The 13,893-nt window shown below is 63.2% G+C and carries 13 protein-coding genes; 6 read left to right on the top strand and 7 right to left on the bottom strand.

Translation table 11 applies throughout. The features are described from left to right. Positions 1-15: 15 nt before the first annotated feature. The 4 genes from U0023_RS24865 to U0023_RS24850 all read right to left on the bottom strand — a co-directional run bounded on the left by U0023_RS24865 (position 16) and on the right by U0023_RS24850 (position 4,253). Positions 16-897 carry an ABC transporter permease gene (locus U0023_RS24865; protein WP_009492123.1) on the bottom strand — a complete coding sequence of 294 codons (882 nt, stop codon included), beginning with the start codon at positions 895-897 and terminating at the stop codon, positions 16-18. Between the two features lie 2 nt (positions 898-899). Beyond that, entirely contained in the window at positions 900-1,859 is a 960-nt protein-coding gene (locus U0023_RS24860; RefSeq protein WP_009492121.1) for an ABC transporter permease, read from the bottom strand. A 75-nt stretch (positions 1,860-1,934) separates the two neighbouring features. Beyond that, complete coding sequence (locus tag U0023_RS24855; RefSeq protein WP_009492119.1) at positions 1,935-3,518, bottom strand: ABC transporter substrate-binding protein; 1,584 nt, start codon at positions 3,516-3,518, stop codon at positions 1,935-1,937. Positions 3,519-3,530: 12 nt separating this feature from the next. Next, complete coding sequence (locus tag U0023_RS24850; RefSeq protein WP_009492117.1) at positions 3,531-4,253, bottom strand: FadR/GntR family transcriptional regulator; 723 nt, start codon at positions 4,251-4,253, stop codon at positions 3,531-3,533. Positions 4,254-4,422: 169 nt separating this feature from the next. Between U0023_RS24850 and U0023_RS24845 the strand changes: the two genes are divergently transcribed. Genes U0023_RS24845 through nagA form a run of 5 tightly spaced genes read left to right on the top strand, consistent with a single transcriptional unit; the run spans position 4,423 to position 10,233 of the window. Beyond that, the gene (locus U0023_RS24845; RefSeq protein ID WP_245272947.1) at positions 4,423-5,337 is read left to right on the top strand and encodes a Gfo/Idh/MocA family protein; all 915 of its coding nucleotides are present in this window, start codon (positions 4,423-4,425) and stop codon (positions 5,335-5,337) included. Further along, the gene (locus tag U0023_RS24840; RefSeq protein ID WP_009492113.1) at positions 5,334-6,335 is read left to right on the top strand and encodes a Gfo/Idh/MocA family protein; all 1,002 of its coding nucleotides are present in this window, start codon (positions 5,334-5,336) and stop codon (positions 6,333-6,335) included. Before U0023_RS24845 ends, U0023_RS24840 begins: the two co-directional genes overlap by 4 nt. Before the next feature lie 38 nt (positions 6,336-6,373). Beyond that, positions 6,374-7,987: a putative N-acetylmannosamine-6-phosphate 2-epimerase gene (locus tag U0023_RS24835; protein ID WP_009492111.1), complete on the top strand. Its 1,614-nt coding sequence runs from the start codon at positions 6,374-6,376 to the stop codon at positions 7,985-7,987. Between the two features lie 39 nt (positions 7,988-8,026). Beyond that, positions 8,027-9,070, top strand: a complete 1,044-nt coding sequence (locus U0023_RS24830) for an SIS domain-containing protein (RefSeq protein WP_407667436.1) — start codon at positions 8,027-8,029, stop codon at positions 9,068-9,070. Next, positions 9,070-10,233: an N-acetylglucosamine-6-phosphate deacetylase gene (gene nagA / locus U0023_RS24825; RefSeq protein ID WP_322883835.1), complete on the top strand. Its 1,164-nt coding sequence runs from the start codon at positions 9,070-9,072 to the stop codon at positions 10,231-10,233. Before U0023_RS24830 ends, nagA begins: the two co-directional genes overlap by 1 nt. Positions 10,234-10,598: 365 nt before the next feature. On the opposite strand, the gene U0023_RS24820 is transcribed toward nagA, so the two are convergent. Further along, complete coding sequence (locus U0023_RS24820; RefSeq protein ID WP_009492103.1) at positions 10,599-11,579, bottom strand: bile acid:sodium symporter family protein; 981 nt, start codon at positions 11,577-11,579, stop codon at positions 10,599-10,601. Between the two features lie 42 nt (positions 11,580-11,621). Further along, complete coding sequence (locus tag U0023_RS24815; RefSeq protein ID WP_009492101.1) at positions 11,622-12,098, bottom strand: DUF1275 family protein; 477 nt, start codon at positions 12,096-12,098, stop codon at positions 11,622-11,624. 383 nt (positions 12,099-12,481) lie between these two features. On the opposite strand from U0023_RS24815, the gene U0023_RS24810 reads away from it, so the two are divergent. Continuing rightward, positions 12,482-13,396, top strand: a complete 915-nt coding sequence (locus U0023_RS24810) for a LysR substrate-binding domain-containing protein (protein WP_009492099.1) — start codon at positions 12,482-12,484, stop codon at positions 13,394-13,396. 31 nt (positions 13,397-13,427) lie between these two features. Here U0023_RS24810 and U0023_RS24805 read toward each other — a convergent pair whose 3' ends face one another. Continuing rightward, the gene (locus tag U0023_RS24805) at positions 13,428-13,832 is read right to left on the bottom strand and encodes a VOC family protein (RefSeq protein ID WP_009492097.1); all 405 of its coding nucleotides are present in this window, start codon (positions 13,830-13,832) and stop codon (positions 13,428-13,430) included. Positions 13,833-13,893 lie beyond the last annotated feature (61 nt).

The following is a 13,893-nucleotide window of genomic DNA, read 5'->3' as shown; positions in this document are numbered from 1 at the left end:
ACCTTTGTAGCTTGGTTATTGAAGATCGGAACGGGGATCGAAGGCGTCGCGCAGGCCGTCGCCAACGAAGTTGATCGCCAGCACCGTGATGACGAGCGCTGCGCCGGGAAACATCCATTGCCAGACATACTGCTCGAGCACGCTGGTTGAGCGCGCTGCGTTCAGCATGTTGCCCCAACTGGCCTCCGGGGGAGCAATCCCGAGTCCGAGGAAGGAGAGGCCAGCCTCGAGCAGGATGGCATTGGCGATCTGCAGGGTTGCGTAGACGACTAGGATGTCGATGCAGTTTGGGAGCCCGTGTCGGAACAGCAGGTGACCCATCCCGGCGCCCATGCCACGTGCGGCGACAACGAAGTCACGCTCACGCAGCTCGAGAAGGCGGGCGCGGACCATGCGGGACAGCACGGGCCAGGAGAGCAGCGAGATCACGGCGATTGTAGGCACGATGCCCGTCCCCACGATAGATGCGAGCACAAGCAGCAGGATCACCGGCGGGAGCGTCATGGCGAGATCAACGAGACGCATGATGGCCCCGTCTGCTAAGCCGCCGCTGAAGGCCGACACGGCACCCACAAGGAAGCCGATCACGAGCGAAACCGCGACCGATGTGACGGCGACGAGGAGCGAGATACGGCCACCCTGCATCAGACGCGCGAAGACGTCGCGCCCGACACCATCGGTTCCAAACCAGTGGCTGGCGCTGGGACCCTTATTGAGGGCCCGCAGGTCAATCTGGTTGGGCGTATACGTCCACCAGAGTGGATAGGTCAGGATCGCAATGAGAATGGCAGCGAGGACGACAAGTCCCGCCAACGCGAGCCGGTTGGTGACAAAACGACCGAGGGCCCGGGCCGTCGGCCCTTGGCTGGATCCAGGGACAGCAACTGCAGCGCTCATTGTCAGGCCACCTGGATGCGGGGATCGACTGCGGCATAAGCAATGTCGGTCAGGAGATTGACCACGATGACGCAGGCTCCGATGATGAGCGTGGCTCCCATGATGACCGGGTAGTCACGGGTGTCGACGGCATTGATCAACAGCAGGCCCATGCCGGGCCAGTTGAACACGCTCTCGATGAAGATCGCGCCGCCTACGGCGATGCCGATGGTTGACCCGATGAGAGTCACGACCGGCAGGAGCGCGTTACGAACCGCATGCTTCATGATTACCCAGAACTCCTTGACGCCCTTTGCCCGCGCGGTGCGGACATAATCCTGGTTCAAGACCTCAAGGAGTGACGCGCGCATGTAGCGCATGATCAGCGCAGCGTGGCCGATTGACAGGAGGCACGCGGGCAAGATGAGGTGAGACAGGAGGTCACTGACCGAGAATGGAGCGCCAGGTGTCAGCATCCCACCGGACGGTGCCCAGTGAAGAACCACTGAGAACAGATAAAGTCCGAGGATTGCCGTCAGGAAGGCCGGGCTGGAAATGCCAATGAAGGCGACGACGGAAAAGCCGATGTCCGTCGGGGAATTGCGCCTGACAGCGCTGAGGATGCCTGCTGCAATGCCGGTCACGATTGCGATAGCAAGCCCGGCTGCCATCAGCAGGATGGTGGGGCCTATCCGTTCAAGGACGAGGGGCAGAACCCTCACGCCATTGCGCTGGATCGAGTAGCCGAGATCACCGGTGGCGGCAGCCTGCAGCCATGCGAGATACTGAATGGGTAAGGGCTGATCCAGCCCGAGACGTGTTCTTAGAGCATCCATCTCCGCTTGGGACATGGCAACATTGGGATTCACATAGGCGTCGATCGGATCACCCGGCGCTAGACGCAGAAGGATGAAGACGAGCATGCTTAGGGCGACGAGCATCAACAGGCCGGTGGCAAGTCGCCTCAGGATATATGGCAGCATGAGAATGCCCTTGTAGTTTCGGGAAGGCAGCTAAAGCCTGAGCAGGCCGCCTTCCCGATGCTCCGACAGATGAACTTACTTCTCGATCGACCATTTCTCCGGGTGCGCGCTGTAGGGTCCGCCAGCTGGAGCCGGCACCCAGACGAAGTCCTTGAGCTTTGTCGAGGCGACGCCGTAACGGTTGGCCACCCACATGGTCGCCCACGGCAGATTCGCGTTCATCGCCTTGCACACATCCTGGTAGCGCGCATCGAGCTGCTGCGGGTTCGTCTCGGCCAACGCAGCATCCAGCGCCTTGGTCAACTCCGGCATGTCAATGCGCAAGAAGTTTGCCCCCGCTGGGGGCTTCTGGGCCGCGTTCAGGCCGATGTTGATGCCCAACGGATCAGGGCCGTTCTGCAGGCCGGCATAGACCAGCGGGAACTGGCTGAAATCTGGGTTGCCGGCGTAAATGATGCCGTTGTAGGTCGGCGTGTCGACCACGCGTGGCACCACGTTGATACCGACCTGCGCGAGCATCGCCTGAACGGCCGCCATGACGTTGGCAGCCTGGGGTGTGTTGTAATAGGTGAGCCAAGTGACTGGCTTGTTGCCATTGATCTTGTCCCAGCCCGCTTCCGCCAGGAGGGCCTTGGCCTTGGCCGGGTCGTACTGGTAAGGGTTCAGGCCTTCCGGGACAAGCTGTTTGGCGACATAGCCGCAGTTGGCAGCGGTCGCGGCTCCGCCATAGAGGCTGTCGATGATGGCTTGGCGGTCTATGGCGTGCATCACGGCTTGCCGCACGCGGACGTCCTTCCAGAGCGGGACCTGTTGGTTGAAGCCGAGATAGTTGACGACGAAGGATTGCCCCTCGATGACGTGGAAATCTTTGTTGTCCTTGAAGACTGCAACGTCGTCGGGCTCGACATAGGTGAACTGGATTTCGCCCGCGCGCAGCGCCGCCACGGCCGCGGCCGTGTTCTTGAAATAGCGGTTGATCACGCGGTCCACCTTCGGGCGACCGAGGCGGTAGTCGTCGTCGGCCACCAGTTCGACGTACTGGTCGGTCACATATTGCTTGAACTTGAAGGGTCCGGTTCCAACCGGCTTGGTCGCCCACCACGTGCTGGTCGCCAGCTCCTTCGGCGTTGTGCCGGCAAGCGCATGCTCCGGAAGGATCATGAGCTTTGTCAGCGTCGCCAGGAAGCCGGCGTCCGGACGCGAGAGCTTGATGATTGCGGTACGTTCATCGGGCGTCTCAACGGAGGAGACCGCATTGAGACGGGCGGCAAAGACTGTTCCGGTCTCGCCGTTCTTGGCAAGGTCGACCGTAAACTTCACATCCTTGGACGTGAAGGGCTTGCCGTCGTGCCAAGTCTCCTTGGCGAGTTTGAAGGTGTACTCGGTTTTGTCAGCGTTGACCGAATATTCGGTGGCGAGAGCACCGTCGATCGCTGTCAGATCAGCATTATAGTTGACCAAAGGCTCGAAGTAGACGTTGAGCCAAGTGAATCCGCCCGTCGCCGCCAGCGGGTTGAAGTTGCCTTGGAAGCCGCCTGGACCGACGTCAAAGCCGCCGGTGATGGTCTTCTGCTCCTGGGCCGCCGCCGCAGTCGTCAGAGCCGTTGCTCCGAGAAACGCCGCGACGGAGATGGTTCGTGTCAAAGCTTTCAGTTGCATCATTTCCTCCCTCTAACCTTCGGTCGACTTTCTGTTATTGGCGATTACTTCGAGAATGCCCTCGTAGTGCTTGTCGAGCCTCTCTCGGGCTCGTTCGACATCGCGCGCCGCAACCGCCTCAACGATCTCATGGTGGTCGCGCCACGTGGAGAGCGGGTCGGAATTGGCCAGATTGGCGAAGTTGGATGCCTTGTAGAAGGCTCTCCAGAAGACCTCGATCAGGCCGGTGAGCATTCGGTTGTTCTGGCAGCGAAACAGCAGCCGGTGGAATTGCTCGTCTTCCTCAGCGAAGCTCTCGGCGCGCTCGGCTCGCTGCCGCATGCGCTCCGTGACTTGACGCAAAGCAGCGAGATCTTCCTCGCTGATCATCTCTACGGTCTTGTGAATGAGCCCGGTCTCGAGAACGCGCCGCAGCTCGCGAAGCTCTTCGACATCCCGCAAGGCGTCACCGAGCCCATAGGCGAGATTGTCCAGAAGCGGCTGGAACGAAAATTCCTTTACGAAGACGCCAATGCCGCGGCGGGTCTCCAGAATCCCTACCGACTCGAGCGCCTTGATCGCTTCTCGAACAGAGTTGCGGCTGACGCCGAGCTGCTGAGCGAGGAAGGACTCAGGCGGCAGCGCGTCTCCGGCTTTGAGCTGATTGTCCTCGATATAGCCGCGCAAGCTCTCCTGCACTGTCACGTGCAGTGAGGGAGGCTTGGTCAAGGGCTTTATGCCTTTCAAGCCGGACATTCTTCACTCCTCTATGAGGCCGCAGCCCGATCCAGGCGAATTTCATTATCTGGCTTGCTACATATCAGCTTGTAGGATATCCATCAAGTGGACAGCTGGACAGGTATGGGACATGAGGGTTTGTCTCTTGGGTGTGAGTCACTGGCACGCTGCGATGCATCTGGATGCGGTGAGAGCCTCAGGCGGTGAGATCTCAGCCGTTTGGGATTGCGACCCGAGAAGCGCAGCCGTTTTTGCCCGGTCCCACGATGTCCCCGCCTGTGCTCATATCGAAGAGGCATTCTCGACGACGCCCAACTTGGCCGTCGTCATGGGTTCGCCCGAGGACGTTCCAGGCCTTGTCTTGAAGGCGGTATCCGCCGGCATTCCGATAGTTCTCGAAAAGCCCGCCGCCCCCACGACTCGCGGCTTGATGGAGATCCTGAAGGCTGCCCAGGAACGAGACATTTTCGTTGCTGTGCCTCTTCCCAATCGCTTCGGCCCCGCTTTCGGCGCAATGGTAGCGCTTGAGGCGGAAGGGCGTCTCGGCAAGATTGCCCACTGCCATTTTCGGATCGTCAACGGCCCTCCTCTGCGTTACCGCGAGGATGGGGTCGAGTGGATGCTCGACCCGACGATTGGAGGCGGCGGAGCGCTGCGCAATCTCGGCATTCACGGCATCGATGCGGCCCTTTCGCTTGCGGAAGGAGCCTTACGCATCGTTGCGTCCTCGGTCGCCAATCGCATCCATGACCAGCCGGTCGAAGACCACGCCCATGTCGTCCTGTGTGACGATGCTGGAACGCTCTTCACGGTCGAGGCAGGCTACACCTTCGCCTCCATGGCTCCAGGGGGGGACTTCGAGTGGCGGATCGCCACGGGCAATGCTTACATCATTGACCGAGGCGAGACGGCACAGTGCGCGACCCTGGATGACGGGGACGTCCGCGTGCTCGCCCCCGAACATCCAAGCACGCGCTACCGCTTGTTCATGGCCGACACGTTCGACCGGCTTCGCTCGGGTGAGCGCCCGACTATCGGCCTCGAAGATTACCTGGCAGCGATGAAGGTCATCGATGCCGCATATGAGAAGGCAAAGGCATGATCGGCGTAGGTATTATCGGGGCCGGCCACTTCGGAGCGGTTCATGCTCGAGCCATGACCGACGTTGACGAGGTCAGGCTCGTCGCATCCTGCCGGGAGAATGTGGACGCAGCGGCTGCCTTCGCGGCTGAGCATGGGGGCAAGAGTTACAGCGACTGGCGCGCTTTATTGGACGATCCGATGGTCGATGCCGTTCTCATCGCCACGCCGCACCACCTCCACGAAGAAATCACCATCGCGGCCGCCCGGGCCGGCAAGCATATCCTGCTTGAGAAACCGATGGCGCCCAGCCTGGCGGCTTGCGACGCTATGCTCGCGACTGCAGAGGCAACCCGGGTCAAGCTTATGATCGGGCACGTGATGCACTTCGCCCTGCCCTGTCTCAGGGCCAGGGAGATTATCGACTCGGGCGTGCTCGGTGCTCCGGTTTTGGGGTCGAGCTGGATGATCAAGCTCTGGATGGAGAGCAACCGGCGACCCTGGCATCTCAATCATGCTTCAGGGGGCGGGATGCTGATGACAGCGGGCATTCACGCACTCGATCGGCTGATCTGGCTCATGGGTCAGCCGGTGGCCGGGGTCACGGCGATGGCTGGTAACTACTTCCACGAGCAGGAGGCCGATGACGCGGCCCTGATCGGCCTGCGCTTTGCTGACGGCCGGATCGGCCAAGTCGCCAGCGTCGGCTATCGCGATGGAGCGGTCACGTTCGCCATGGATCTCGTCTGTGAGAAGGGGACGATCCGGATCGACTTCGATCACGGCGTCTCCACGGGCAAAGGTGGCGTCTGGACACCCGTTCTGGGCTCCATCGAGCCGAACTGGATGGGCGCAGCCGTGGCGCGTGAGTGGCGGGCCCTCGCCGCCAGCATCATTAACGATACGCCCTCCCCGGTTACCGGTTCCTACGGACGCCATGTGGTTGCCTGCATCGAGGCGGCACATGAGGCCAGCCGTAGCCGGCGCGAGGTCTCGGTTACTGCCACTGCGCGGGTTTAACGCCCCGCTCGGCCATGCCACAAAGGTCCGGAACAGTCATGACATCTCAGCCTGCGGCCACAGCGCTTACCGAATCCTTGAGAGGCGGACTGGTTGTCTCGTGCCAGCCTGTTCCCGGCGGGCCGTTCGACGGTCCCGAATCTGTTACGCGCTTTGCACTGGCCGCCCAGAATGCGGGCGCCAGCGCGCTTCGGATAGAGGGCGCGGCCAACGTTGCCGCGGTCGCCGCTGCCTGCTCGATTCCGATCATTGGCCTTGTCAAACGCGACCTCGCGGAAACGCCGGTCCGCATCACGCCTTGGGTTGAGGACGTCATCGCCCTTGCCGAAGCAGGCGCGGTGATTGTCGCCATTGACGCCACGGACAGACCAAGACCTGTAGCGATCGGGACATTGATCGAGACGATCCATGCTCGGGGCTGCATTGCAATGGCCGACATTGCGAATGTGGACGAGGCAAGGAAGGCAAGCGCACTCGGCGCAGACATCATCGGCACCACCATGTCCGGCTACACCGACGTGGGTCCACCGCCGCGAACGCCTGATATCAGGTTGGTGCGGGAAGCCTTTGGGCTCGGCAAGCCGGTCCTCGCCGAAGGTCGATACAACGAGCCCCGTCTCGCCGCCGCCGCCATACGAGCCGGAGCGATTGCGGTCGTTGTCGGTTCTGCCATCACGCGCCCGGAGCACATCACACAGTGGTTCGTGGACGCGATTGCGGCGGAAGCGACGCCGCAGAAACCAGTGCTCGCAATCGATATTGGTGGAACAAAGACGGCGGTCGCGCTTGTGCGAGGCGACCAGATCATTGAGCGGCGGCAGGTTCCGACACGGCCAGCCGACGGAGCGGAGATGTGGCTCAGCGCCGCCGCCCACGCTGCACGTGACTGGCGTGGCCAATATCGTGGTGTCGCCGCTGCGGTGACGGGCTTGGTCCGGGACGGCCGCTGGACTGCCGTCAATCCGGCGACCCTGCCTGTGCCGGAAGACTTCCCGATCGTGTCACGCCTGGCCGAACAATTCGGTCAACCCGTCCTGGCACTGAATGATGCTCAGGCCGCTGCCTGGGGAGAGTATTGCTTCGGTGCTGGCCAAGGACGCGATCTTCTCTTCCTGACCATCTCCAGCGGAATCGGCGGAGGGGCGGTTGTCGGTGGGCAGCTCCTGCGCGGAGCCGGTGGTCTTGCTGGCCACGTGGGCCAGATTCCAGTGCCGTCTCCCGGAAACCGCCATCACCGTCTGGAAGATCTAGCATCCGGCTTCGCTATGGCGGCCGCGGCCCGCACGGCTGGCCAGGATGCCGACGCCAAAGCGATTTTCGCCGCCATGGCCGCAGGCGAGACCTGGGCCGAGCGCATCGTGGACGCAGCCGTGGAACATCTCGCTCTGGCTCTCCCGGGCCTGCAGGCCCTTCTTGATCCCCAGATCATCGTGATCGGTGGCGGCGTCGGCCTCGCGACAGGTTTCGTGCCTCGTCTGGAGGCGGCTCTTACGCGGTTTCCTTCCGCTCTCAAGCCCTCCCTAGCGCTGGCTCGTCTTGGTGCCGATGCCGGCCTCTTAGGCGCAGCCGATCTCCTAGATCGGCGAGCTCATCTTGAGAGCGATGAGACGGCTCCGACTCTAGTCACCGGAGCGGCCGCTCTCAACGTGTAGTCACTTCTCTCTATGATGCTTCAACAGCCAAGGTTTGATATGTCGGACCGATCGAACGTCAGAACGGTGATGCTAAGGGAGGCCCAAGAGGCTCCGCAGGTGGTCGCGCACCTCCTTAAGAGCAATGCGCCCCTGTGCCGCGACCTCGGCGAGCGCCTGCGCGCCTCCCCGCCGCCCTTCGCCGTCACCTGCGCGCGCGGCAGCTCCGACAATGCCGCGACCTTCGTCAAATACCTGCTCGAGATTCATTCCGGCCTCGTCACCGCCTCCGTCGGTCCGTCCGTGACCTCCGTCTACGAGGCGCGCCCGCGCATGCGCGACGCCCTCTTCCTCGCCGTGTCACAATCGGGCCGCAGCCCCGACATCCTCAACCTTGCCCAGGCCGGGCGCGACGACGGCGCCCTGACGGTCGCGCTCGTGAACGACACGACCTCGCCGCTCGCCTCCACCTGCGAGGTCGTGCTGCCGCTGCACGCCGGCCCCGAGAAGAGCGTGGCGGCCACGAAATCCTTCATCGCGGCACTCGCGGCCGGATTGCAGCTCGTGGCGCACTGGTCGCAGGACCGGGCGCTGCTCGAGGCCCTCGACACCCTGCCCGACGTGCTGGCGAAGGCCGCCGCGACCGACTGGTCGGCGGCGCTTCCGGTGCTCTCCGACGCCGACAACCTGTTCGTCGTCGGGCGCGGCGTGGGCTTCGCCGTCGCCCAGGAAGCCGCCCTCAAGCTCAAGGAAACCTCCGGCGTGCACGCCGAGGCGATGAGCGCCGCCGAGCTGATGCACGGCCCCTGGACGCTCGCGGGCAATCACTTCCCGATCTTGGTCCTGAGCCAGCGGGACGAGACCTTGATCGGCGTGAACGATCTGGTCACGAAGCTGAACGAGCAGGGCGTCCCGGTGATCGTCGCCGGCGCCGCCGAAGGTCCCGCAGGCGTCACGCTGCCGGGGGGCGAGGATGCGCATCCCTATCTTGCCCCCATTGCCCTCATCCAGAGCTTCTATCCCCTCGTGAATGCCATTGCGCTGGCGCGCGGCCGCGATCCCGACAGCCCGCCGCGCCTGCGCAAGGTGACGGAGACCGTGTGATGCCGATCGCCCTCGTGGGAGCCCGCGTCTTCGACGGCGCGCACATGCTCGACGGCCGCGCCGTCGTGATCGGGAACGGCCGCATCATCGGCCTGCCCCATGAACGGGATCTCGGCGCCGGGATCGAACGTCAGCGCATCGAGGGGTTGCTCGCGCCCGGCTTCATCGACGTGCAGGTCAATGGCGGCGGCGGCGTGCTCTACAACGATGTCCGCAGTGTCGAGGGCATCCGGACGATTGCCGAGGCGCACCGCGCCTACGGCACGACAGGCCTTCTGCCGACCTTCATTACTGATACGCGAGAGACCATGGCGGAGGCCGTGGAGGCCATGCGCGCGGCGCTCGCGGCGCGCGTTCCCGGCGTTCTCGGCATCCATCTCGAAGGCCCCTTCATCAGCCCCGAGCGCAAGGGCGTGCACAACCCCGCCTTCATTCGCCCCATGGAGGATGAGGACATCGCGATCCTGACGTCTCTCACCGAGGGCCGCACCCTCGTGACGCTGGCGCCCGAGCGCACCGGCCTGGCGGCGATTGCGCGTCTGGCGGCAGCGGGCGTGCTGGTCTGCGCCGGGCACACGGCGGGCGACTACGCGACCATCGTGGAAGCGGCGCGCCATGGCCTGCGCGGCTTCACCCATCTCTACAACGCCATGCCGCCCATGGCCGGGCGCGATCCGGGCCCGGTGGGCGCGGCGCTCGACAGCCCGGACACATGGTGCGGTCTCATCGTCGACGGGCACCATGTGAGCGATGCCGCTCTGCGCGTGGCCATCGCGGCCAAGGGCACGGAGCGGATGATGCTCGTGACCGACGCCATGTCGGTGACCGGCACCGATCTCATCAGCTTCGACCTGCACGGCCGCACCATCTACCGCCGGGACGGCAGGCTCACCACCAAGGACGGAACGCTCGCGGGCTCCGACCTCGACATGGCGGGCGCCGTACGCAACAGCGTGCAACGGCTCGGCCTCGGCCTGCCGGACGTGCTGCGCATGGCCTCATTGATTCCGGCGCAGTTCCTGCGCCTCGATCACGAACTGGGCCGCATCGCACCAGGCTATCGCGCCGATCTCCTTCTCCTCGATGGGAGCCTGCAGGTGCAGCAGACTTGGATCAGGGGCGAGGCTCTGGTCAACGCCCCATTTGTTCTCCGCAATGATTAACAGGGACAGAGCAGCCCTGTCGCTATTTCCACATGGCTTGTTCTTCGATTCCCGCAAATAGGATCAAAGAAGGCGTACATCTCACACAAAGGAAAATCTGCGCGCCCATCTGATCTAAATCCGGATGTGCAATTCCAAAACAGCCGCTCACTCCAGATCATCGAAGCAAGAGTCAATGCTTTGTCTTTACTATGCACGTGCTGCTCTCCCTAGGATAAATCGTGCGGTCGGATCAGATCACTAAAGCATCTCTTGCTTCACCAGAGCAGGGTTGGGCCTCGCACGATTGTTGTGGAGCCTAGCGCCCGGGTCGAAATAGATGTTGGTGGCATATCAGCGAAACAGGATCGGCCTTCGTCTCACAGTCATTCCGCCGGGTTGCATGCGGCAGCGATGCGCTGAGCGTACCAGCGCGCCAGGACCGCCCCGACCAAGATCTGGATCTGGTTGTAGAACATGATCGGCAGCACGATCATGCCGAAGCCTGGAGCAGTCGCGAACAAGACCTTCGCCAGCGGCAGACCTGAGGCCAGACTCTTCTTGGAGCCGCAGAACACCGCCGCAATCTCGTCGCTCCGGGAGAAGCCGATCCGGCGGGCGATGAAGGCCGTAACGACCAGCACCAACGTCAGCAGCACCAAGCACAGCACCGCTGTTAGGGCTAAGCTGGCCGGCGGAAGCCGTGACCACAGGCCGTCGATCACCGACTGCGAGAACGCCGCGTAGACAATCAGCAGGATGACACCCTGGTCAAGCTGGCCGATCCGAGACTCGTGCCGAGCCATGATGCCGGCCAGCCATGGCCGCGCGATCTGGCCAGCCGCGAAGGGGACCAGAAGCTGAAGGATCACGTCGCCCAGGGCTGTAGTGAGGTCGAAGCTGCCCTTGACCGACATCCGGGTGAGCAGCGAGAGCGATACCGGCGTTAGCAGCAGGCCGAAGACATTCGACGCTGCGGAGCTGCAGATGGCCGTCGGTACGTTGCCCCTGGCCATGGCGGTGAATGCGATTGAGGATGACACCGCCGACGGCAGCGCCGCCAGGTAGAGAAAGCCCAACAGCAGGTCCGCCGGCATCCACTCCGACGGCAGCACGCCGAATGGCAGCACGGCCACTGGGAACACGACGAACGTGATGGCGAAGATGAAGAGGTGCAGCCGCCATTGCACGAGTCCCTGGATCACCACCGCCCGCGGGAGGGCCGCGCCGTGCACGAAGAACAGCAACGCGATGCCCATGATCCCCAGGGTGTCGAGGATCTCGGCGCTGGCACCCTGCGCAGGAAGGACGCTAGCCACGGCGACGGCCGCCATGATCAGCAGGAAAAATGGGTCGATCTTGCGCATTGTCGGTTCCAGTTGAGATGTCGGGTTTGCTTGCGGGAAGCCTCAGTAGTAAGGCCACACGGATGGGCGGTCCTGGCGTGGATCGACGCGGTGCCGGACCGGCGGCGATGAAGATGTTTGCGGAGGACCCCCTCGTCGGGATTCGGCTCCCAGCACCGCCAGCGCACTGAGCATTGCCAGGCCGGTGACCAGAATGGCCGGAACAAACAGGGCCACAGGGCCCAAGGCGCCGTGCAGGGTCGCGCCGGCCGCGGCCCCTGTGGTCAAAGCACACCACAGCAGGGCGTGGCCTCCCAATTGTCGTGGCTGCGCCCTGCCGGTCAGGGTCTGACCCAACGCCTGCCCCAGGCTCACCAGCGTGCCGGTGATGAAGGTCACGCCCAGCCGCACACCATTCATCGGGTGCAGGGCGGTGTTCTGCACGCCCATCGCGGCCACGACTGGGAGGATTGCGGCCGAGATGGTCCATCCGGAGCTGGCCAGACCAACCGCTGCCGCGAGCAGGAGCGCCTCCAGCAACAGGCCATGCCTCGGTTGTTAGCACTAACAGCGAGCCCCAACCATCACCGTCTGCTGCTAGAACCCTGTATCGGAGGAGGGAGCGAAGCTTCATCGTGCCGCTTTGGCCAAGGAAGCCGAATTGGCCCCTGGCCGGAGCTTGCCAGCGGAATGTCTCGCTCGAACGGCAGGTCGGCGAGTTCGTCGGATGTCATGCGTTGCAGAATGGGATGAGAGTACGGATCTCTCTCTCGTTCTGTTTCCCAGCCGGGAGGTTCCTCTCGAAACCTCAGGAGCTCTTAAGCCGTTTGGTGAGTGCGATTAGGTTAAGCATGCCTACAGTCTGGGCCACTTGCCTCACGCAAGAAATCGCGTTTTCCTGCACCGGAGTGTAGGAAAGCTATATGCAGAACCTGAACCGCTTTCACCTGAATGGGCTGCGTGCCCTTGAGGCCGCCGGGCGCCTGGGTAGCCTGCGGGCAGCGGCCGGGGAACTTGGCGTCACCATCGGGGCGGTGAGCCAGCAGGTGCTCAAGGCCGAGGAGCAGTTCGGCCGCCCGGTGTTCGAGCGCCACCCCAAGGGGCTGAGGCCAACACCTTTTGGAGAGGAAGTGCTGCGTTACCTCAGCGCGGGCTTCGCAGAGATCTCCGCCGGCCTCGCCCTCGGCGACCGTCGGCGCGAGGGCGTTCTCACCGTTTCGGTTGCTCCCGTCTTCGCCAGCAAGTGGCTGGTGTGGCGCCTCCAGCGCTTCCGTGACCTCCATCCCAACATCCGCATTCGCATCGACGCGGACGTTGCCCTGGTGGATCCAAACGCGTCGGATGTGGACGTGTGCATCCGGGTTGGCCGCGGCAACTGGCCGAATGTCAGGGCCGAGCAACTGCTTGACCAGCTCGTGTTCCCGGTGTGCAGCCCGGTCCTTGCCGAGCGGCTGCGCCATCCCCGCGATCTTGCCCATGTTCCGATCATCCGCGAACCAACCCCGATGTTTGGCTGGGACGCCTGGCTTGGCCCCAATGGTCTCGATGAGACGATCCTTGGCGACGGCCCCGTCTTCTCGGACGCCTCGCTTTGCCTGGACGCGGCGGTGGCGGGCCAGGGTGTCTTCCTCGGCTGGGAGACGCTGGCCTGCGATGCCATCGCCATGGGTCGCCTGTCCGCTCCGTTCCCGGATCGCTACGCCACCGGGATCGCATATTGGTTTGTGACCTCCTTGTCGGCACCTCCGACACGGGCAGTGAGGGCATTCCGCGACTGGTTGAAAGGAGAGCTCGCCAGCAGGGCAGCGCCAGAAGCAGGTCTTGTTTCTGCACCATAAGTCGGCCCGATTGAGCCGGTCTGCTGGGTCCTCAGTCCCGGCCGTCCGTGAATTGAACAAGATCCCACAGATTGCCGTACAGATCCCCGAACACTGCGACGGTGCCGTAGGGAGCCTCCTTTGGCTCGCGAACGAACTTGATGCCCTGCTCAACCATCGCGGCATAGTCCCTCTGAAAGTCCTCAGTCCGAAGGAACAGGAAAACGCGACCGCCAGCCTGGTTGCCGATGAATGTCTCCTCGTGGGGAGTGGAGGCGCGTGCCAGAAGCAAGGACGTCGTTCCATCGCCTTGAGGGCGTACGACAACCCAACGCTTGTCCTGCTCCGGCTGGTACGTGTCCTCAACCAGCTCAAACCGAAGCTTGTTGACGTAAAAGTCGATGGCTTCGTCGTAGTCTCGAACCACGAGAGCGATATGCGCGATGCTCTGCTTCAACCTGATCTCCCTTTGTCAAACATCCGCCTTTGATCGGGCGCTTTCCATTGCCTCCGAGTGT

Source organism: Microvirga lotononidis, assembly GCF_034627025.1.
Classification (GTDB): Bacteria; Pseudomonadota; Alphaproteobacteria; order Rhizobiales; family Beijerinckiaceae; genus Microvirga; species Microvirga lotononidis.
Note: the sequence above shows the minus strand (reverse complement) of the source record. Positions and strands in the feature narration are given on the sequence as shown.